The organism is Sphingobacterium pedocola (genome assembly GCF_015209965.1).
In the GTDB taxonomy this organism is placed as follows: Bacteria; Bacteroidota; Bacteroidia; order Sphingobacteriales; family Sphingobacteriaceae; genus Sphingobacterium; species Sphingobacterium pedocola.
Genome location: NZ_MU158690.1, coordinates 1,398,601 through 1,419,024, shown reverse-complemented (window position 1 = coordinate 1,419,024; position 20,424 = coordinate 1,398,601). Strand labels below are relative to the sequence as shown.

Here is a 20,424-nt window from a genome sequence, read left to right as displayed (position 1 = left end):
TTCAACTTAAGGCAGATTCTATCAACTCGCTGTAAAATATCGTCTCGGTCATTCCGAATGCTCGTACCTGTTGGGGAATAAAACTTTGTGCTGTCTGCCCCGGAATAGTATTAATTTCTATAAAATAAAATTTATCTGTTCCATGTTCTAAAAAGAAATCAACGCGAACCATTCCTTTGCAGTTTAGACGGATATAGATTTCTTTAATAAGACGCATCGCTCTTGCTTGCTGTTCCTCGTTCAAATCCGCCGGTGTAATCTCTTCCGTTAGTCCAGGGCTATATTTCGCCTCAAAATCAAAAAATTCGCGGGTTGTTTTTACCTCAGTAGCTGGTAATACAATAAGCTCACCTTGCGAATTACGGAATATGCCTTGCGAAAATTCCCGACCGTTCACAAACTCTTCGACGAGAACCTGCTTACCTGTATTTTCAGCATCGAAAGCCTTATCCAATGCTTCTTTTAAACCCGCCGCTTCTTTTACTTTTGTCATCCCGATACTACTACCTCCTGCATTAGGTTTTACAAAATAAGGTAGGCTTAATTTTTCCTCGACCAATTTCACCTCATCTTTTCTATGATGCTCGAACAGAAGTACAGATTTAGCCAAATTAAGTTCAGAAATATCTGCTAGAATAGCTTTTGTATACCCCTTATTCATGGTTAACGAAGACGTTAATGCATTACAAGAAGTATAAGGCAACCCGATCATATCAAAGTAGCCTTGCAAACGGCCGTCTTCACCAGGTGAACCGTGCAGAATGATGAAAGCGACATCAAATCTAACAATAGTACCACTCAAATTAAGCGAAAAATCTTCCTTATCGATCGTGTACTTGACGCCGTCTTGACCTTGATAAAACCAACCTTCGACGGTGATATCGATTAGGTAGACTTCATATTTATCTTTATCCAGTTGACTATAGACGAATTTTGAGCTTTTGTAAGATACTTCTGCTTCTCCTGTATATCCTCCGGTAATTAATGCTACTTTTGTTTTCATTATTGTCTTTCAGTTCATCTTCACAAATATAATTTGCGATACACGGAAAAACGAATAATTTTGTTAATATTAATACAATGTAACAACACTCACACTCGTTATTAAATAGCGGGTATAAAAACTTGAAAAAATTTCATGTCTAAATTATTACTTTATTTACGAACAGACACTTTCAGAAAAAATCTGATAGGAGCGATTATAGCTATATTTATATTATTTCTTTTAATATATTTTGGGTTAAAAATTTACACTAAGCATGGAGATGCACACGAGGTACCTGTTCTCAAAGGGCTCAATATTGAAGAAGCCAAACGTGCTTTAGATCGAGCTGGACTCGAATATGCGGTGGATTCGGTATACCAAATGGATGCAAAACCAGGTTTAGTAATAGAACAAGATCCTGAAGCAAATGCATTGGTAAAAAGCGGACGCACCATTTATCTAACGATTATTACCCAGATTGCGCCTGAAATAGCGTTCCCAGATATCATTGATAAGACATTTATCGAGGCTTCTGCCATCATCAAAAATCATTCATTGAAGATTGGTGACACGGTGTATGTGTCTGATATTGCGCGGGATGTTGTACTTGATGCAAAATTTGCGGGCCAGCCCATCAAAACTGGGAGAATGGTATCGAAAGGATCAAAAATAACCTTAGTACTGGGAAATGGACGTGGCGCCAATGAAGTAGAAGTACCCATCGTATTAAATCTTACGTTAGCAGAAGCAAAATTTGCCATTCAGGGCTTAGGATTGAATATTGGTAATATCACTGGAAATATCAGCGACACATCCACTGCGAGAATAATAGCACAATTCCCAGATACCTCAGCACGTATTATCGGCATTGGCACACGTATTGATTTAACTTTATCAAACGACTAATTTTTTTATGGAGAAAAAAAAATCTTTCCCGAAATTTCTGGGCATTACTCTGATTGTCCTTGTGGTAGCAGGTGCTTTTGTTGGCTGGAAGGCCTATCAAACTTTCATCGGCCCTTCTGTTACAGATAAAGAGGAATTTTTCTATGTGCATACTAATGATACGTACGACCTTGTATTGGCACGATTGAGGTCACAACATATCGTAAAACACCCGGATTTATTTGATTTCGCCGCAAAAAAAATGAACTACCCTGACAATGTAAAAGCAGGTCGATATAAATTGAACCCAGGAATGAGCAACCGTAGATTCATTGGAAATCTTCGCGGAGGATATCAGGAAGCTGTGAAATTTAGATTTGCAAATTTACGTCTTAAAGAAAGCTTTGCGGGTCTATTGGGGAACAGCTTTGAAGCTGACTCAATAAAGTTTAGCGACATATTAAACAATGAAGCTGTAGCGGAGCAATACGGATTTACTAAAGATAATTTCTTTTCGATGTTTATTCCCAATACATATGATATTTATTGGAACACTTCACCTGATAAAATAGCTGCTCGCTTTAATGAAGAATACAAAAAATTCTGGACAGATGAGCGCAAACAAAAAGCACGAGCTATCAACCTTACCCCTATCGAAGTTTCGACGCTTGCATCTATTGTTAAAGGGGAAGCACTTCATGTGGACGAGATGCCCAAAATTGCTGGATTATATTTAAATAGACTTCAAAAAGGGATGTTATTGCAGGCAGATCCAACTGTCATTTTTGCGAACAATGATTTCACCATCCGCCGTGTATTGAATCGACATCTGACTATAGATAACCCTTATAATACGTATCGGTATAGGGGGCTACCCCCAGGCCCTATCATGATGCCAAGCATTGCATCAATCGATGCTGTTTTAAACCCTGCACATCACGATTACATCTACATGTGTGCCGAAGCCGATTTTTCGGGGTACCACGCCTTTGCTGCAACTGTGGCTGAACATCAAGTCAATGCGCGCAAATTCCAAAGAGCATTGGACGAAAGAAATATTAAAAAATAGCTATGTACGTCTTTGAAAACCAATTAAGAGTGAGATATGCGGAAACGGATCAGATGGGATACGTTTACTACGGCAACTATGCGACATATTATGAAGTAGCACGCACTGAAATGCTACGCAATACAGGCATATCTTATAAAGAGTTGGAAAAAATGGGAATTATGCTACCTGTCATAGAATTGCAGTCTAAATTCATGCAAGCGGCAACTTATGATGAACTCATTACCATAAGAACAACAATACGCGAGAAACCAAATATTCGAATTAAATTTGAATACGAAATATTTGACGAAGCGACAACTTTACTCAATACAGGAATGACACAGCTGGTTTTTGTAGATATGCAAAAAAATAGACCTTGCCGCCCGCCACAAATTTTTCAAGATAAGATGAGCCCTTATTTTGAGTAAGATGAGGAAAGTCCACAACAGTTTATTGAATTTCAGGCTATATGATAGCGTCGTAGAATGGTCAAAAAAGGCTATTCTTCCAGGCTTTGGCCAGCTCCCACTGTATACCGTCGCAACTTTTTTTTTTCAGGAAATTGCTCGTGAATCTATCCTTAACAAAGCTTCTTCTTTGGCTTATAATTTTATGTTGGCTATTTTCCCAGGTATTATCTTCCTCTTCACCTTGATTCCTTATATTCCTGTCGATAATTTTCAGCAAAGTCTAATGGATTTTTTAGCTATCGTAATTCCTTTTGATGCTTTTACAATCATTCAATCCACTTTAGAAGATATTATAAAAAAGCAAAACGGCGGACTATTGTCATTCGGTTTTGTATTGGCTACTTTTTTTTCCACCAATGGCATGACCACCTTAATGATGGCATTTAATAAGTCTTCCTTAGCGAACGAAAATAGGAATTGGGGGAAAAGACGATTAATAGCATTGGGACTATCCTTTTCTATTATCGTCGCGTTAACTTTAGGAATCGTTTTCTTCACAGGAGCCGGTATAGTGATTTCTTATTTGCAGGATCATATTTCGTATGATCTTTCTTGGTTTTGGACATTCATCATCAAAGCGGCGCGATGGGTAATACTATTCGCAATTTACTTTTTAACCGTCAGTATGCTCTACAAATTTGGCCCATCTGTAGCTAAAAGATGGAAACTTTTTAGCCCTGGAGCTACGTTGGCTACAATCCTTGCCATTTTAACTTTTTCGGGCTTTGCTTACTACATTAATAATTTCAACGCTTATAATAAACTATATGGTTCCATAGGAACTATTATTGTTATCATGATTTGGATGTATTTAAATTCATTAATTCTACTGATAGGTTTTGAACTAAATGCCAGTATTACATTGTCTAAGCAGAGTATTAAAATTGTAAAGCCTAAAATCTACAATTCATTCAAACAGTCCGAATAACTCCTGTTGTAAATATCTTCCAAAAAAAAATAACATAAAATCTTGTAAATAAAAGATTTTCGTATCTTTGCAGTCCTTACATAGTAAGGAAAAGGAGAAAATTAATTAATGGCAAAAAAACAAGAAGCAGAAAAAGAGTTAGCGGCGAAAAACGCAGAGCTACAAGGTGCTGACACTACAGTAGTGAAAGACACTGAAAAGATTGAGTCTGAAGCCGATTCAAACTTAATTGACCAAATCAAATCCAACACTTGGAATACACCAGAGGGTGACTTCGATTGGGAACTTGATGAAAAAGCTTTCGGTAATTACAGCGAAGCTGAGCGTACTAAATTGGAAGAACAGTATGCTGGTACATTCAACCAAATCAACCAAGGTGAAATTATTGAGGGTATTGTTGTATCTGTCAATAACAAGGATGTGGTTTTGAACGTTGGTTTCAAATCAGACGGTCTAGTAGCGTTATCTGAGTTCCGTGACTTACCTGACTTAAAAGTTGGTGACACTGTTGACGTATTCGTAGAGTCTCAAGAAGACGCAAACGGTCAATTGGTGTTGTCACGCAAGCGTGCTAAAACACAAAAATCTTGGGAAGCTATCAACGATGCATTGGAAAATGATGCTATTATCGATGGTTTCGTTAAGTCTCGTACGAAAGGTGGTTTGATCGTAGACATTAAAGGTGTAGAAGCGTTCTTACCTGGGTCTCAAATTGACATCAAACCTATCCGTGATTACGATATTTACGTAGGTAAAACTATGGAGTTCAAAGTTGTGAAAATCAACCATGAATTCAAAAACGTAGTGGTATCTCACAAAGTATTAATTGAAGACGATCTAGAAAACCAAAAATCAGAAATCGTTGCGAAATTAGAAAAAGGTCAAGTATTAGAAGGTACTGTTAAAAACATTACAGACTTCGGTGTATTCATCGATTTAGGTGGTGTTGACGGTTTACTTCACATTACGGATATCTCTTGGGGTCGTATCGAGCATCCAAAAGAAGTATTGGCTTTAGATCAAACTATTAACGTGGTTGTTTTGGATTTTGATGATGAGAAAAAACGTATCGCATTAGGTTTAAAACAATTATCAGAACACCCTTGGGAATCTTTAGATAGCGAATTAGCTATTGGTTCTAAAGTAAAAGGTAAAATCGTAACTGTTGCTGACTACGGTGCTTTCTTAGAAATCATACCTGGTGTTGAAGGTTTAATTCATGTATCTGAAATGTCTTGGTCGCAAAACTTACGTTCTCCTCAGGAGTTCTTAAAAGTAAGTGACGAAATTGAAGCTCAAATCTTAACATTAGATCGCGATGATCGTAAGATGAGCCTAGGTATCAAACAATTGACTCCAGATCCTTGGAAAAACATCACTGAACGCTACCCTATAGGTTCGAAACAAAAAGCTGTTGTTAAAAACATGACTAACTTCGGCGTATTTGTCGAATTGGAAGATGGCATCGATGGATTAATCCATATTTCAGACTTATCATGGTCTAAAAAAATTAATCATCCTAATGAATTCACTAAAGTAGGCGAAGAGTTAGAAGTTGTTGTTTTAGAGCTCGATGAAGAAAACCGTAAATTATCTCTAGGTCACAAACAATTAGAAGAAAACCCTTGGGATACTTTCGAAACAATTTTCACAATTGATTCGATTCACGAAGGTACAGTAATCAAAGTTGGTGACAAAGGTGATATCGTGGCATTACAATATGGTGTAGAAGGTTTCTGTCCTTCTAAACACTCTGTAAAAGAAGATGGTGCTGCCTTAAAAGTAGACGATGTCAATGATTTCAAAATCATTGAGTTCAACAAAGAAAACAAACGTCTTGTAATTTCTCACTCTCGTATCTGGGAAGATGCGAAAGAAGAAAACCGTAAAGAAGAATCTAATGCACGCAAAAAAGATGCAAAAGCAGCTTCTACGGCAGTGAAGAAAGTAAAAGACTCTGTTGAGAAATCTACTTTAGGTGATCTTGATGTATTAGCTCAATTGAAAGAGCAAATGGAAGGTGACGAAAAAAAATCTAAATAATTTTAGATTTCACTAAATAGTAAAGCCCCAATCGTAAGATTGGGGCTTTTTTATATCGGTATTTTGTTGTAATTTTAATCATTAAATTATTTTCGTATGCCGATTTCTTCTCCAATAATCGATATTCACGATTTTCTGCAATTGACTAGTAACCCTAGTCTTATCATTCTTGATGCGACCATAGACAAAGTTGATCAAAAATTGGATAAAACAATTTTGCAATTGATCCCTAATTCTATATTTTTTGATATTGAGGGGAATTTCTCTGTACACAACAGCTCTCTTCCACATACCATGTTAACCCGTGAAGATTTTGAACAAGAAGCTCGTAACCTTGGTATCAATAATAACAGTATATTGATAATTTACGATCAATGGGGGCTCTATTCCAGTCCTCGTGCCTGGTGGATGTTTCGCTATATGGGACATAAAGAGGTCTACGTTTTGAATGGAGGGATAGAAGCTTGGATAAACCAAGGATTACCAGTGAAAACCGATTATATAACACCAACAGAAAAAGGGAATTTTATTGCAAAAACGGACAACAACTGGTTTGAAAGCACATATTCATTACTAAAAAAACTGACTTCACCCCATATTACCGTTACGGACGCACGGAATAAGGGTAGATTCAATGGCACGGTTCCCGAGCCCCGAAAGGGGTTAAGATCTGGACACATCCCAAGTTCCACAAACCTGCCTTTCGACCAGCTGATGAATGGCGCATTTATTAAACCTGTACAAGAGTTAGAAAAAATTTATGTGGGACACTCTGAACAAAACAAACACAATATATTCTCCTGTGGATCAGGAATAACAGCCTCTATACTAGCACTGGGTGCTTATCAAGTGGGTCATACGGATATCGCCGTTTATGACGGTTCATGGTCAGAATGGGGCGCTGATTCAAATCTGCCTATTGAATAATTAATTTATTGCGTACCTGGTAGTGAAACATAACCATCATCATTGGGTACTGTTGGAAACCGATGATTTTTCCAGTCCTCTTTTCCCTGCTCGATTATCTCTTTGCTTGTTGCGACAAAATTCCAATAAATAAACCGTTCCTCAGGGAAAGGTTTTCCACCAAAAATATATACCGTCGTATTTGCCTTCATTGTAAAAGAACATAGGTGTGCATCTTTGGTAATCAAGATTTGCTTCGACCCGTATTCAAATCCGTTACTCTCAATATCGCCTTCTAGAATGTAAAGCCCACTCTCGCCGTACAAGACACCCCGGAGATCAATTAACGTATCTTTTTTAGCTTTAATTTCAATCATATAAAGTGGACTATACACAGGCACAGGAGATTTCTTTCCAAATGCCTCTCCTGCGATCAATTTATAACTGACGCCTTCTTCTTCCCACCGGGGAATATCCTTTGCTTCTATGTGAAAAAATTCAGGTTCCATCAACTCGAGCGCTTTGGGAAGTGCAATCCAGATCTGGAGCCCGTGCATATATTTATCTTGATGTCTTAAGTATTCTGGTGTTCTTTCAGAATGCGTGACACCTTTACCCGCCGTCATCCAGTTGACTGCACCGGGTTGGATCTCCATGGCGGTTCCCAAACTGTCACGATGCATAATTGCACCATCAAACAAATATGTCAAGGTTGATAATCCGATGTGTGGATGAGGACCTATATCCAAGTTCTCGTATTCTCGAAGATGAGCAGGTCCCATATGATCTATGAACACAAATGGACCAATAGACCTCTTTTGGCGGAAAGGCAGTAACCTTCCTACCAAAAAGTTACCGATATCGGCCGCTTTTTCTTCTTGAATAAAACCAATATTCGACATAGCTTATTTACGTTAATGAACAGGTTAAAGTTACAAAAAGTATCAATAAAAAAACACATCCCGCGAGGATATGCCTGCGGGATGTGTTTTTTTATTACGCTTGCAACTTATTTCGTATACATTACTTTTTCCACTTTCACTATTTTAGCCGTGGCTTCTTTTTCTTTTTGCTTCGCCAACTGTGCAGTGTGATTTCCTAGAATTGGTGCAATGACTAATCCTATTAAACAGGTCAATTTAATTAAAATATTCATTGAGGGACCAGAAGTATCTTTAAAAGGATCTCCCACGGTATCTCCTGTCACTGCCGCTTTGTGTGCTTCAGAGCCTTTATAGGTCATTTCTCCATTTATTTCTACGCCTGCCTCAAAAGATTTCTTTGCATTGTCCCAAGCTCCTCCGGCATTATTCTGGAATATAGCCCATAATACTCCTGAAACCGCCACACCCGCCATATACGCGCCTAAAGCTTCTGCCCCCATCACAAACCCTACGAGTATAGGTGTAACAATTGTTAGCGCCCCCGGCAGCATCATCTCCCGCAATGCCGCTTTGGTAGATATATCAACACACTTACTGTATTCTGGCTGTCCCGTCCCTTCCATTATTCCCGGTATCTCTCTAAATTGACGGCGAACTTCATTCACCATATCCATTGCCGCCTTACCGACAGATTGCATCGCTAAAGCTGAAAAAACAACAGGTATCATTCCACCTATAAATAACGCCGCCAATACATCCGCTTTAAAAATATTGATTCCGTCAATACCTGTGAAAGTCACATAAGCCGCAAATAACGCAAGCGCGGTTAAAGCCGCCGATGCTATAGCAAATCCCTTTCCTACTGCAGCTGTTGTATTACCTACAGAATCCAATATATCAGTACGCTGGCGAACTTCTTTCGGCAGTTCGCTCATTTCAGCTATCCCGCCTGCATTATCAGCAATAGGACCAAAGGCATCTATTGCTAACTGCATGGCTGTCGTTGCCATCATTGCGGAAGCTGCAATAGCTACACCATAGAAGCCAGCTAAGGAATAGGAACCCCAAATCGCAAAGGCAAACAACAAAACAGATGAAAATGTTGACATCATTCCAGTAGCTAATCCAGCTATAATATTTGTCCCTGCGCCTGTAGAAGAATTTCGAACAATATTTAAAACAGGTTTTTTACCCAATCCTGTATAATATTCCGTGAAAGCTGAGATCAATCCGCCCACTGCCAATCCCACAAGAGTAGAGTAAAAAACATTCATCCGTGGAACGTCTTTATACCCCTCACCGAAAAACTTCATCTGAATGGTCTCAGGCAACATATAGGTTATGAGGAAAAAGCAAGCGATAATGGTTAAAAAAATAGCCACCCAGTTACCCATATTTAATGCTTTTTGTACCTGAGCTTCTTTCGCATCATTGTTCGTTATTTTTACAAAAAATGTTCCAATGATAGATGCCAAAATTCCTACACCTGCTATTACAATTGGCAATAGAATAGGTCCCATGCCTTGGAAAGCATCCGTATATACGATGCCTGTTGCTTCACTCATATCCTTTATAATATAATTACCCAATACCATCGAAGCTAATACGGTAGCTACGTAGGATCCGAACAAATCAGCTCCCATTCCAGCTACGTCACCAACGTTATCTCCAACATTATCAGCGATAGTTGCAGGATTACGTGGATCATCCTCCGGGATACCTGCCTCAATTTTACCGACCAGGTCCGCTCCGACATCAGCGGCTTTAGTATATATACCGCCTCCAACGCGTGCGAAAAGCGCAATGGATTCAGCCCCCAAAGAAAATCCGGCAAGTGCCTCCAAAACGACAGTCATTTCACTATAAAAATTTCCGCCTTCGGTAATAAACATTTTCAAGAAAAGTAAAAAGAAAATACTTAATCCCAGTACAGCTAATCCTGCTACTCCTAATCCCATTACGGTACCTCCAGAAAAAGAAACCTTCAGGGCTTGAGGAAGGCTGGTTTTTGCGGCTTGGGTCGTACGAACATTACTTTTGGTTGCGATACGCATACCTATATTTCCAGCGAGCGCAGAAAAAAAAGCGCCAAATACAAAGGCTACAATAATAATCCAGTGGGTTGTATCGACCAACGTAGAAACAACAAAAAGCGCTATTGAAGCAATAGCTACAAAAATCAAAAGTATACGGTATTCCGCTTTTAAAAAAGCCAGTGCTCCTTCCTGAATACTTTTGGAAATAGTTTGCATGCGCTCATCTCCAGCATCTTGCTTGCTGACCCAAGTCGCTTTGCGCATCATAAAAAGAAGTCCCAAAACAGCCAATACTGCCGGTAAATAAATAATATAGTTTTCCATACAAAGTTTATTTGGTTATTAGCTAAAGCTATTAAAAATTATGGGAGAAATAAAATGCTTTAACAAATTCTTTTTGAGTGCGTTCTAAACGCTGTATTATCTTCCAATCCAATAATACATTTCCTCTTCGACCTTTGCTTCACTTTCTTCGATGAGTTCCCTAAGGATTTTAATCTTATCAGTTTCTCTTCCAACAGAAATACTATCGATCAGTTCGTGGAGCGTCAGTGCTTTTTCCGAAAGTAGTATACGAATTTCCTGACGGATTTTGGCTGTTTGTCCTTCTTTGTGCTTGCGTACTAAGCACAAGTCGCACTCACCGCATAACTCAGCATCTTCTTCTCCAAAATATGCTAGTAAAGCTACACTTCGGCAATCTTTCGTATCCAAATAATGATAGATTGCTTTCAGCTGCTCTTCTTTAATTTGCTTTCGTTCCCGAATAAAATCCATATCGATGTAAAGATTCTTATAGTCCACGCGACTTTGTAGGAATTGAAGCTGAGGTTTGTCCGTACTTTTAATGTACGAACTTATCTGTTGCTTTTCCATTCCCGAAAGCAACTCTACAACAATATCGAACGGAACTCCTAGCTTTTTTGCAAACTCAAATTCATTAATAGGGACATACAAATCAAAGACGCCTCCATATGTCCGTAAAATAATTTTGATCAGCGAATCGTATTTAGCAGATTGCACCTGAAACTTGTATAGTTCTTGGTAATCTACTTCAAATTTAAAACGAGAAGGTATATATACAGCTTCAGAAAGGGCTAACCAACTATCTCTTTCTAAAAATTTCAGCGCACTGATTGTATGTAATAAGTCAATCTCGTATTTCTTGCAGAAATCAACAACATCGAAATCAAACGTTGCACCGCTTCCTGCCCCGTAAGCAATCTGATAGTAATTTCCTAAACAATGATATACCTTTTGAATAAAAGAGACCGTTGGGAAACTAGATTCTAACGTAGTCCACAGCCGATCTCTATCATCTTGCTGATAGAGCATTACTGGAAATGCCTTTTTACTGTCCCGACCGGCTCGACCGGCCTCTTGGTAATATGCCTCCAACGAATCTGGAATATCCAAATGAATCACAAAACGCACATCGGATTTATCGATTCCCATACCAAATGCATTGGTTGCTACGATCACACGAATTTTGTTTGACATCCATGCATTTTGCTTTTGCTCTCTGTCTTTCATGGCTAAACCTGCATGATAATAATCTGCTGGTATTCCATGATTAACCAATACGCGTGTTACTTCTTGTGTTTCGCGCCTATTTCGAACATATACCACCCCGCTACCTCCCATTTTTTTGATGATCCGTAACATGCGCCCCATTTTATCCTCCTCCTCGAATGCCATATATCCTAGATTAGTCCGCGCAAAGCTTTTGCTCAATACATTAGCGACTTTAAAATGAAGCTGTGTTTGTATATCTTCGATCACACGGGATGTCGCTGTCGCCGTGAGTGCCAATACCGGGACGCTAGGATGTAATTCGCGTAATTGATTTAGTTGTAAATATGAAGGTCTGAAATCATATCCCCATTGCGAAATACAATGTGCTTCATCTATTGCAAATAGATTGACTTTCATGTACCTAATTCGCTCTCGTACCAATTCAGAATATAGGCGTTCCGGTGCTATATATAGAAATTTGATTTTACCAAAAATACAATTGTCTAACGCAATATCGATCTCGCGATAAGACATTCCCGAAAAAATGGCAAGCGCTTCGATTCCTCTCGCTCGTAGGTGTTCGACCTGATCTTTCATCAGGGCAATCAACGGACTGATGACGATACAAATTCCCTCTTTTATCATAGCAGGAACTTGAAAACAAATAGATTTCCCGCCACCTGTTGGCATTAGGGCTAGCGTATCCCTTCCCTGTAAAATGGAATGAACAATATCTTCCTGTAAAGGCCTGAATGCTTCAAACCCCCAATATTGCTTTAATACCGAAAGACTAGTAGTTTCCATACGTTATTACTCCTCCCAAACATAAGCAAAATTATTTTTTAAGAAATAGCCTGAATTGTTATTTTCACCTAATTGAGATTTAATTTTAGACAGTGTTTTGTCTGAATTACTTCCATCGAAAAGAAAAAAAGAAGGGTGCGTCCTTGATTCTATTTCCGCTATCACGTTATAATTGTTTTTACGCCATAACACAGCGTCAATATCTTCTAAATCACTACCGCTTAGTTTATGTTCCAGAACTAGAATTTTTTTATTAGCTGTGGACAATACATAATTATGTTGTTGATCAGAAGGGATGGTATAGAATTTTATATCTTCTTCCCGAGCGTATTGTCGGAGATGAGGTAATACACTATACCTAAGTGTAGAATGATTTAAGGAGTCCAAACTAGAAAACAAAACAACGTTACCGTTATGTATGGAAGCTACTCCTAAAGCGGAACGCAGATTGTAAATTGCAATTCCCCTATAATTCATTTTTTCTATCACCTGAAGAGAAACTAGGGAGGACAAAATAAAGAAAGCAACCCCCGCTCCCATCAATGCCTTTTTATTTCTATAGTTGAGGGCATTAATCAAAAAACTTAACATTAAAAAGGCAAGTAGAATTTGCAGCAAATTCCAACTTATACCTTTTACAACCGCCATAGGCAAGCGATCTAACCATTTCAAGCCTTCTAAGGAGAAACCAATAATATGATCTAAAATCGCTCCCAAATAGATATTTACCGTATCAAAGGGTATCATAGACAAGCCTAAACCCACATACATGATAATTGTACTCGGCAAGGCAATAAAAAGATTACCAAACAAAAAATAAGTAGGGAACTGTCCAAAATAATACAGCACAGCTGGCATGGTAAATAATTGAGCTGCTAAGGAAACATAGCTGTATTCTACTACCCAATTTAGGTATTTAGAACTAGGTTTATAGAAGCTCTTTAAGATCGGATATAAAATTAAAATACCCACTATCGCAAGATAAGAAAGCTGGAAACCGATATCAAACAAATACTTAGGCTCAAAGAGCAGGATAAAAAACGCAGAAGCAGCTAGTGTATTCAATGCGTTTTGTTTTCGCCCTATCCAGATGGAGAGCAGAAAGAAACTGATCATGATTCCCGCGCGCAAAATCGGCGGTGCCATTCCCGTAAGAATCACATAGGCCCATACACATAACAAAATGATATTGCAGCGTATTGCCCGCCCAAAGGGAAATCGGTCAATCCAACCCAAACAGAAAGTCAGCAAACCAAAAACCAGTCCTACATGTAATCCCGAAACACTCAAAACATGAATGGTACCTGTATTGGTAAATGCTTCCAATGTTGTGGCGTCTAGTTGCGATCGAGAACCAAAAATCAGCGCAATGGCTACGTTATAGGCTTCATCATTTTTAATAAATATATTAAACTTGGAGACTAACTTCTCCCTTAGCCTCAGTGCAAAAGAGATGATTCTATTTCCAGAGTTTCCGCCTAAAAACACATAATCGTCTTTCTGTACGAGGGACTGATACCAAATATTCCGATTTTGTAGATAAGCTTTATAGTCAAATTCTTCAGGATTGTATGGTGGGTCAATAGCGTTGACGGTATTTGAAATAGCGATATGATCTCCATATTTGAATGCTTGATCGCGCAAAGAATCACGCAATACGGTCACCATTATCTTGCCTTCGGCTGCTACATACCTATCCTTTTCTATCAGATTTCTAACTGACAATGGGAAACGAATCGTTTTCTGTCTTACAACAGGTTCATCAACGATAATACCTTCCAGCTGTGAACTTACATATCGACTAAAGTGGGTTTGTTTCAAATTCGGAAGTTCACTTACAATCTGCCAGATACCGATCAAAAACGAAAAACAATAGAACATCAAAACATACATTCTTCTAAAAACATTTCGCTCTCGAAGAAAAAAGGCAGTAACGAAACAAACGATAGTGAGGATCAGGATTGTGCACAAAACAGAATATCGTACAGCATTCCAAGAAAGTATTTGGCTAATGGCAATTCCAACACCATAAGGTATGACGATCTTCAAAAAGGGCATTTTCCGGATCGAAAAATCTATAATTTCATGTTTTACCATTGCCATCTCAGTTGAACTTTAAAATCCGATTTATAATTGCCCTCTATGAGATCTAATCCTGAGCCCACTGTTTCGCGATCCGTATATTTAGTCAAAGCATACCTACCCCATATATCCAAATCCTTCTTCATCCGCCATCTGAGATTTAGATAAGTACGAATACCTTTACCATAATACATCGGAAAACTAGCGGCATGTAAAACATCATTTTCATAGGCATAAATTCGAGAATTATATGACGCTGTGTGGAAATAGGCGAATCTCATATTAGCATTCAACCTATTGCGCCAACCTTTCCAAAATACATCTTGGTACGCGATCCAGCCTGAACTTTTTTCGTCTTTCTCTTTTTCATATAAGGCCAATTCAGCCCTTGTTCGTACCGTCCAAACCTGATTTAATTTATATTGAAATTCTGTTCGTAATTGATTTCGAACTACATCCGCGAGCAAGTTTTCATTTCGGCTAGCTATATTTAAATTTTCCTGCTTGAGTCGATGCCGATATCGAAGCAAAACTTTCCCCTTTTTATACCAACTATAAGTTGCCTGGCTTAAAAAATCAGTACCACTACTGGGCCCATCCACACGAAAACGCAACCACGGAAATCGAAAAACATCGACATAGTTTACCCATTCTATTACTCGAGATGGGTGATAAATAATTCCTCCGTATACCCCTTCTTCATTGCCCACTCGCGAAGCTTCGCCCAAAGATTGAGCGAAAAAATGATGGTAGTTACGTTGATAGTTTCTATAATTTACAATTGCTGACACTTTGGGATGAAGACTGGCTATAATTCCGTTATTTGCCGCAAACCCGCTCCCAACACTATATGCCGTCTCTCCATACAGGTACGTATTTCTATACGTATAGTGATAGTGTATACCTATTTGATCCAAGCTCTTTCCTTCAAAATCAAATTTTTCTCGCATGGTATTGCCTGCTGCCACCTGACCATTGAACGAGGTACGCATGTAGGTGACTCCCGCTCTAAACCGTTTAAAATTATAAGTAACATTCATACCGGAAACAACTTGCTTAATTGCTTGCTTATAATTAAGTTCGGTAGGAGTTCGATGTAAACCACTATAATTTATTGTAGTAATATAATTATCTGACCCGCTTTTGATTAAATTACCCGATAGAGAATTGTAAGAAACAAAAGGTGTTATTTCGAAATTATCAACCACAAGCTTGGCTGAAATACCCCGTTGAAAATTGTTTTCATTCATCGAAGAATAGGGCTTTAGCCCCATGCCCTGACGCGCCGCACTCCCTATCCAGGCACCTTTTCCAAAACTCAGTCCGTTCCAAGTTACCAGTCCCTGTCCAAACTGTAATCCATAATCCCCAATAACAACTTGTTTAATATTCCTATTAATATCATTCACCACAATATGCCCTGAATAGAAGTCGAATCCATATTTTTGCTTTCCGTTGAAAAATGGTTCTCCGGCATCCTTTTCCATATTCAATGCGACTCTTATTTTGTTTTCGAAATTCATTCTATACCGGACAGCATAACGATCTGGGCTTCCAAGATAGCGGGAACGCGAAGAATCTTGAATGAAATATCCAGCTTGTTTTTCAATAACCCGGCCGTAACGCATCATAAGCATATGTTCACTAGCATTAACTAATCTATGAAATGAAAATTCATCCAATGAAGTCGGGTCTCGAACGGTAACAAACGGCTGAATACGTTGGATAGTCTGCAAATCGAATCCAGAAACTCCCTGCAGTTCTCGAACGGAAATGAAATTGCCAGATATTTCACGATGTAACAATAGATTTCCTATTTGTTGGGGAGAAAGAAAGATCAGGTGATTTAAATCGTTTCGATCTGCTTTATTAAGGTCTAAAGGATGACGCATATAATAAGCTAGATTTTCCGTAAGTTCACTCAAATCGTCATTTTCGTCTGATTCTTCGTTCAATTGCTCCATCAACAATTCTTCTATCTCCATCTCTTCTTGTTGGGCCAAGGTTTGAGATGAAATACTTAAGAGTACTAGACAATAAGCAAGCTTTCTAAAGATCATAAGCCATCGCGATTTGGGGAGATGTACCAAGCTTAGGGTGAAAAGAAGAAGCGATATCTATTTGAATTTTGTTCAAAATCAATCCAATTCCTGCAAAATAGTGCAAGGGATTCGACATCGCTCCACCTCTTAATTTAAATCTATGGTCGAAAGCGAACTCAATTCCTGCCCTATAATTCATTTCACTCAGAAAATCATAGTACACATCCGAAACCAAGCTCAAATGTTCTGACACCTCGTAATTCAATCCTAAACCAATCTCACGTGGTATTCGTTGCTCTACGTCTTCCTTATAATGAGCAGAGGATATATTTCGAATTAGAGCACCGATTAACAAATGTGGCGACATCTTCACCTGAATTCCCAGATCGACGGAAAAGGTCTGATCATTTCCATAGTTTTTAACATAAAACTGATGGTAATTTAATCCAATGGCAGAAAAAATCTGATTTCCAAATTGCCGCGCATAGATACTACGAACTGTCAATAAAGTGGAAACTCCGTGTATTCCATAACTATTAACCCCCAGTCCTACTCCACCCAAAGGTTTAAGAGGAATATTTAGATAGGCTGCTTGAGATTGGATTTCAGAAGAAAGAAAATGCTGCTGATAAGCAAGCGCTACACTCACATTAGTTAAAGCCGCAATACCAGCCGGGTTCAGTCCTATACTATATATAGATTGGCGTGCCAAACCAGTATTTCCCATCCCCAAATTAGGCGCCGCATTAAATTGCTGTGCCTGTAATTTAATTGATGCAAATAATAGCAAAACTATCCTTATATACATAATTTAAGTAATTGGTAAACTTAAATTTAATGAAATAATTTCGTTATTCTATAGGAAACAAAAAAATCTTCACCTTACGGACGATAAAAACCAGCAGTAGAGAAGGCTTCATGGATGCTTTGCGCGCCCATCGAAGGCAGATACTTTTCAGCAAAAAGGGCCAGATGTTTTTCATCTGGCCCTTTCTATTACTAGCAGTTAACATTAAATGTCTATTTTAGCATAGCGCGCATTTTTTTCAATAAATTCACGTCGGGGTGCCACTTCATCTCCCATCAACATTGAAAATACACGATCACATTCTGCAGCATTCTCAATAGTAACCTGACGAAGTGTTCTATGCTCTGGATTCATTGTGGTATCCCACAATTGCTCTGCATTCATCTCTCCAAGACCTTTATAACGTTGTACATGTACACTGTCCTCTTTGCCGTTTCCTTTGATGCGTTGTATAGCAGCAAGACGCTGATCTTCGGTCCACGCATATTCTGAGTCTTTTCCTTTTTTGACTAAATAAAGGGGAGGAGTGGCAATATATACATATCCACGTTCAATAAGCTCTCGCATATACCTGAAATAAAACGTCAAAATTAAAGTAGCAATGTGACTGCCATCGACATCGGCATCCGTCATGATAACAATTCTATGGTAACGAAGTTTTGCAATATTTAATGCCTTAGGATCGTCTTCCGTACCAACACTCACCCCGAGTGCTGTAAACATGTTTTTGATCTCTTCATTTTCGTAGATCTTATGTTCCATGGCCTTTTCCACATTCAGAATCTTACCTCTAAGTGGCATAATGGCCTGATAATGGCGATCACGTCCTTGTTTTGCGGTACCACCCGCGGAATCACCCTCGACAAAGAAAATTTCACATTTTGCGGGGTCGTTGCTAGAACAATCAGCAAGTTTTCCGGGAAGACCTGAACCGCCCATCACTGTTTTACGTTGTACCATCTCTCGTGCTTTACGTGCTGCAGCACGAGCTTGAGCAGCTACGATCACCTTCTGAACAATAATCTTGGCCTCACGCGGATTCTCTTCTAAATAAGCACTTAAAATCTCACCCACAGCTACGTCTACCGCACCCATTACTTCAGAGTTCCCTAACTTCGTCTTTGTTTGACCTTCGAATTGAGGTTCTGCTACTTTCACTGAAATAACCGCAGTAAGCCCTTCTCTAAAGTCGTCGCCCGTTATTTCAATTTTAAGATTTTTTAAAAGTCCGGAATCATCTGCATACTTTTTCAATGTACGTGTCAATCCACGACGAAAGCCCGCTACATGCGAACCACCTTCAATGGTATTAATGTTATTCACATAAGAATGGACGTTCTCCGTATAGGTATCATTATATTGGAGCGATAACTCAACAGGAATTCCCTGCTTTATTCCTTCTACATAAATCGGTGTAGGGATCAGAGATGTACGATTGCCATCAAGAAATTTAACAAATTCTTGCAGACCGCCTTCAGAATGAAAAACCTCTTTTTTCTCTGTACCATCCTCATTTAATTCTCTCTCATCAATAATGGTAAGCGTTATGCCTTTATTTAAGAAAGACAATTCACGCAGACGATTAGCAAGCGTATCATAGTTATATACCGTTGTTTGGGTAAATATTTCCGCATCCGGCTTAAACGTTACGATTGTTCCTCGCTTGTCAGACTCTCCTACTTCCTTAACATCGTACATTGGTTTACCGCGCTCGTATTCTTGGTTAAACACCTTGCCGTCCCGATGTACTTCAGCTTTTAAATGAATAGACAGCGCATTTACACAGGATACACCGACGCCATGCAAACCACCAGACACTTTGTAGGTATCCTTATCGAATTTACCCCCTGCATGCAATATGGTCATTACCAGCTCTAATGCAGATTTATTTTCTTTTTTATTTATTCCAGTAGGAATACCCCGTCCATTATCCTTTACAGAAATAGAGTTGTCCTTATGTATCCTAACTAAAATATCATCACAATAACCCGCGACAGCCTCATCTATAGAGTTATCAACCACTTCATAAACCAAATGGTGTAAACCTTTTACGCCAGTATCACCAATATACATGGATGGACGTTTACGTACCGCCTCTAGACCTTCTAATACCTGAATATTATCGGCAGAATACGTCGATGCATTCTTCTTTTCTTCGCTCATGGAATTAATTTAAAATCAGAATTTTTTAACTCTCAAAAATACGAAAATAAAGCGAATTAATCAAGTCATCGACCGCTTAAAATACGCTAATAAAGCTATATTTTTTTGACTTTTGGATACGGAAAAATGATTTTTTAATTTTTTTGTAGTAGGTTTGCTATTTAAACTGAAAATGGACAACAGAATGAATAAATTACGATCAAATTTCGCAAAAGCAGTACTAGGGTTAGTTATTGTAGCATCAGCTGCATCTTGTAATCAAGGGACGAAACCGGCCTCAACCAAAATAAACGATTCAACCGCAGTCGGCTCTTCAGAAACCGAGGAAAAAATCGTATATATAAATTCGGATTCATTATCAGAAAAATATGAGTACTTTAAAGATATCCGCACTAAATTGGAATCTAAAGTTAAAAAAGCACAGTCGGATTTACAATCCAAAGGGCAGGCTTTTCAAAGGGAGGTAGCCGAATATCAGCAAAAAGCATCTACTATGAGCGCCTCAGACCGTCAGGCTACGGAAGAAAAGTTAGCCCGTAAACAAGACGAATTAGGCAGACTCGACCAAAATGCATCTAGTGCTATTGCACAGGACGAAGCGACGGAATTCAATAACGTATACAATTCGATTACAGAATACCTGAAAAAGCACGCAGAAGAAAACGGCTATACCTTGGTGCTGACGTATTCGAAATCAAACCCAACAGTACTTTTTGCCGACTCTAAATTGGAAATAACAAATCAGGTTATTAAAGCATTGAACAAAGAGTACAAAACAAAAAAGCCCACAGAGAAAAAATAAACAAACGATAAAAAAAGCGG

The 20,424-nt window shown here is 38.7% G+C and carries 15 protein-coding genes; 7 read left to right on the top strand and 8 right to left on the bottom strand.

The features are described 5' to 3' along the window. Window position 1 precedes the first annotated feature (1 nt). Entirely contained in the window at window positions 2-1,003 is a 1,002-nt protein-coding gene (locus C4F40_RS15885; RefSeq protein ID WP_196940357.1) for a D-alanine--D-alanine ligase, read from the bottom strand. Window positions 1,004-1,138: 135 nt separating this feature from the next. Here C4F40_RS15885 and C4F40_RS15880 point away from each other — a divergent pair, with 135 nt between their 5' ends. From C4F40_RS15880 to C4F40_RS15855, 6 genes are all read left to right on the top strand, one after another. After that, window positions 1,139-1,891, top strand: a complete 753-nt coding sequence (locus C4F40_RS15880) for a PASTA domain-containing protein (protein ID WP_196940356.1) — start codon at window positions 1,139-1,141, stop codon at window positions 1,889-1,891. Window positions 1,892-1,898: 7 nt separating this feature from the next. After that, window positions 1,899-2,939 (top strand): endolytic transglycosylase MltG, encoded by a 1,041-nt coding sequence (gene mltG / locus C4F40_RS15875; RefSeq protein WP_196940355.1) that lies wholly within the window; start codon window positions 1,899-1,901, stop codon window positions 2,937-2,939. Between the two features lie 2 nt (window positions 2,940-2,941). Beyond that, window positions 2,942-3,349, top strand: coding sequence for an acyl-CoA thioesterase (locus C4F40_RS15870; protein ID WP_196940354.1), 408 nt, complete (start codon window positions 2,942-2,944; stop codon window positions 3,347-3,349). 1 nt (window position 3,350) lies between these two features. Continuing rightward, entirely contained in the window at window positions 3,351-4,319 is a 969-nt protein-coding gene (locus tag C4F40_RS15865; RefSeq protein WP_196940353.1) for a YihY/virulence factor BrkB family protein, read from the top strand. 108 nt (window positions 4,320-4,427) lie between these two features. Continuing rightward, entirely contained in the window at window positions 4,428-6,362 is a 1,935-nt protein-coding gene (gene rpsA, locus C4F40_RS15860; protein ID WP_196940352.1) for a 30S ribosomal protein S1, read from the top strand. A 96-nt stretch (window positions 6,363-6,458) separates the two neighbouring features. Next, window positions 6,459-7,289, top strand: coding sequence for a sulfurtransferase (locus tag C4F40_RS15855; RefSeq protein ID WP_196940351.1), 831 nt, complete (start codon window positions 6,459-6,461; stop codon window positions 7,287-7,289). Between the two features lie 5 nt (window positions 7,290-7,294). On the opposite strand, the gene C4F40_RS15850 is transcribed toward C4F40_RS15855, so the two are convergent. The 7 genes from C4F40_RS15850 to gyrB form a co-directional block, all read right to left on the bottom strand. Beyond that, complete coding sequence (locus tag C4F40_RS15850; protein ID WP_196940350.1) at window positions 7,295-8,170, bottom strand: pirin family protein; 876 nt, start codon at window positions 8,168-8,170, stop codon at window positions 7,295-7,297. A gap of 107 nt (window positions 8,171-8,277) precedes the next feature. Beyond that, window positions 8,278-10,512 carry a sodium-translocating pyrophosphatase gene (locus C4F40_RS15845; protein ID WP_196940349.1) on the bottom strand — a complete coding sequence of 745 codons (2,235 nt, stop codon included), beginning with the start codon at window positions 10,510-10,512 and terminating at the stop codon, window positions 8,278-8,280. Between the two features lie 96 nt (window positions 10,513-10,608). After that, entirely contained in the window at window positions 10,609-12,507 is a 1,899-nt protein-coding gene (locus C4F40_RS15840) for a RecQ family ATP-dependent DNA helicase (protein ID WP_196940348.1), read from the bottom strand. A 6-nt stretch (window positions 12,508-12,513) separates the two neighbouring features. Further along, window positions 12,514-14,610, bottom strand: a complete 2,097-nt coding sequence (locus C4F40_RS15835) for a ComEC/Rec2 family competence protein (protein ID WP_196940347.1) — start codon at window positions 14,608-14,610, stop codon at window positions 12,514-12,516. Then, window positions 14,598-16,649 carry a helix-hairpin-helix domain-containing protein gene (locus C4F40_RS15830; protein ID WP_196940346.1) on the bottom strand — a complete coding sequence of 684 codons (2,052 nt, stop codon included), beginning with the start codon at window positions 16,647-16,649 and terminating at the stop codon, window positions 14,598-14,600. Before C4F40_RS15830 ends, C4F40_RS15835 begins: the two co-directional genes overlap by 13 nt. Beyond that, window positions 16,639-17,439, bottom strand: a complete 801-nt coding sequence (locus C4F40_RS15825) for a PorV/PorQ family protein (RefSeq protein WP_196940345.1) — start codon at window positions 17,437-17,439, stop codon at window positions 16,639-16,641. Before C4F40_RS15825 ends, C4F40_RS15830 begins: the two co-directional genes overlap by 11 nt. 204 nt (window positions 17,440-17,643) lie before the next feature. Then, a complete protein-coding gene (gyrB, locus tag C4F40_RS15820) occupies window positions 17,644-19,602 on the bottom strand; it encodes a DNA topoisomerase (ATP-hydrolyzing) subunit B (protein ID WP_196940344.1) in 1,959 nt (652 codons plus the stop codon). Between the two features lie 184 nt (window positions 19,603-19,786). Between gyrB and C4F40_RS15815 the strand changes: the two genes are divergently transcribed. Beyond that, window positions 19,787-20,404 (top strand): OmpH/Skp family outer membrane protein, encoded by a 618-nt coding sequence (locus C4F40_RS15815; protein ID WP_196940343.1) that lies wholly within the window; start codon window positions 19,787-19,789, stop codon window positions 20,402-20,404. Window positions 20,405-20,424: the final 20 nt, after the last annotated feature.